Origin of the sequence: Streptomyces sp. NPDC012510, assembly GCF_042955065.1 — a bacterium.
Classification (GTDB): domain Bacteria; phylum Actinomycetota; class Actinomycetes; order Streptomycetales; family Streptomycetaceae; genus Streptomyces.
Genome location: NZ_JBIBEN010000080.1, coordinates 1 through 1,477 on the forward strand (window position 1 = coordinate 1; position 1,477 = coordinate 1,477).

The following is a 1,477-nucleotide window of genomic DNA, read 5'->3' on the forward strand; positions in this document are numbered from 1 at the left end:
CCCAGTTCAACGCGGTCCGCGACCTCGACGTCGTCCGCGACCTGAACCCGCAACTGCAGACGTTCCAGCAGTGGCTGAACGCACACAAGCACGCCCTCGCCGCCGCCTGACGGGCGAACCGGCGGACCTCGTTCCCCGCACCTGACCCTCCAGGGCCCGGCGTTCCCACTGAACGCCGCTCTCGTCCCGTCGCGACGGCTGCGGCTGCGGCTGCGGCTGCGGCTGCGGCTCACCCGACCTCGTAGCTGATCACGGCTCTTGGAGCCGAGGTCGCACCACCGGAGCACATCGGGACGCATCACGAGAACGTCGTGGCCCTGTCTGATACCCCCCTGATTGGTAACTCATGAACATCGTTTTGTGGATTCTGGCCGGCCTGCTCGCCGTGATCTTCCTGGGCGCCGGCGGCGCGAAGCTGGCCCAGCCGAAGGAGAAGCTCGTCGCCTCGCCGAAGATGGCGTGGGCCGAGGACTTCTCTCCGGGCATGCTCAAGTCGATCGGCGCCCTGGAGGTACTGGCCGCGATCGGGTTGATCCTGCCCGCCGCGCTGGACATCATCCCCGTCCTGGTGCCGCTGGCCGCCGTCGGTCTCGTGCTGGTGATGGCCGGGGCGGCGATAACCCACGCCAGACGCAAGGAGTCCAGCGCGATCGTGCCGAACCTCGTGCTGATCGTACTGGCCGGTGCGGTGGCATGGGGCCGCTTCGGCCCGTACTCCTTCTGATCGCCACAGCGTCCGTACAGGAGTGCGCGCACTGCCCGCCATCACCGTCGAGGACGTCCTCGGCCTGCGCCGGCTGCCCACGCTCGTCCCTGTCAGGACCAGGATCCCCGCTGGCACCGGTGAGCCTGGGAACGCACTGGATCGCGGGTCGACCGAGGGTGTCGCACACCGTGCTGAACACGATGACGGCTTGTGCGGCTCCGCACCCGGCCGGAGGGGGCGCCGAGGCCGCGGTGGCGCGCGGGCGGGCGGGGGCGTCGTGGAGCCGGCCGAGTACCGAGAACCTCGTAGTCGGTCCGCGTCCAGGAACGTCAGCGAATTGACTGAACGCGGACATCGCCTACGGCCCCCTCAAGGGCATGGCTCCGCACAAGTGCCGATCACACTGGGCCGGGACTTCGCCGGGATCGTCGAGGCCGTCGGTGAAGGCATCAGCGAGGTGGAGGTCGGCTGCCGGCCGTCTGCGGGGCCGCGCCGGCGGCCCCGAAGACAGGTTATGGCCCAGGCCGCACCGACGTCGTGCACCGGCCGTGCCCCGAGATCCTTGGGCGCGCAGCGAGGTCGCCCCGCAAGTCGCCTGACCCCGGCCCATCCCCCCTTCATCACTCCGTCTCCTTTCGAGCCGGGCACCAGGGAGCAACCATGACCGAACAGTTGCCGGGTGAGCGCACGCTGACCCGCATCACCACCAAGCAGCAGCTGGGCCCCGACGCGCAGGTCGACGACAAGGCACTCCTCTTCGTACCGACCGAC

General features: G+C 69.6%; 2 protein-coding genes. Both read left to right on the forward strand.

All coding sequences use genetic code 11. The features are described 5' to 3' along the window. The first annotated feature begins 346 nt into the window (after positions 1-346). A complete protein-coding gene (locus tag ACFY9I_RS42425) occupies positions 347-724 on the forward strand; it encodes a DoxX family protein (protein ID WP_391012873.1) in 378 nt (125 codons plus the stop codon). 373 nt (positions 725-1,097) lie between these two features. Further along, a complete protein-coding gene (locus tag ACFY9I_RS42430; RefSeq protein ID WP_391012876.1) occupies positions 1,098-1,370 on the forward strand; it encodes a hypothetical protein in 273 nt (90 codons plus the stop codon). Positions 1,371-1,477 lie beyond the last annotated feature (107 nt).

Coding starts and splice junctions, on each gene's coding strand:
- ACFY9I_RS42425 (WP_391012873.1), top strand. CDS start 347: ATGAACATCGTTTTGTGGATTCTGGCCGGCCTGCTCGCCGTGATCTTC.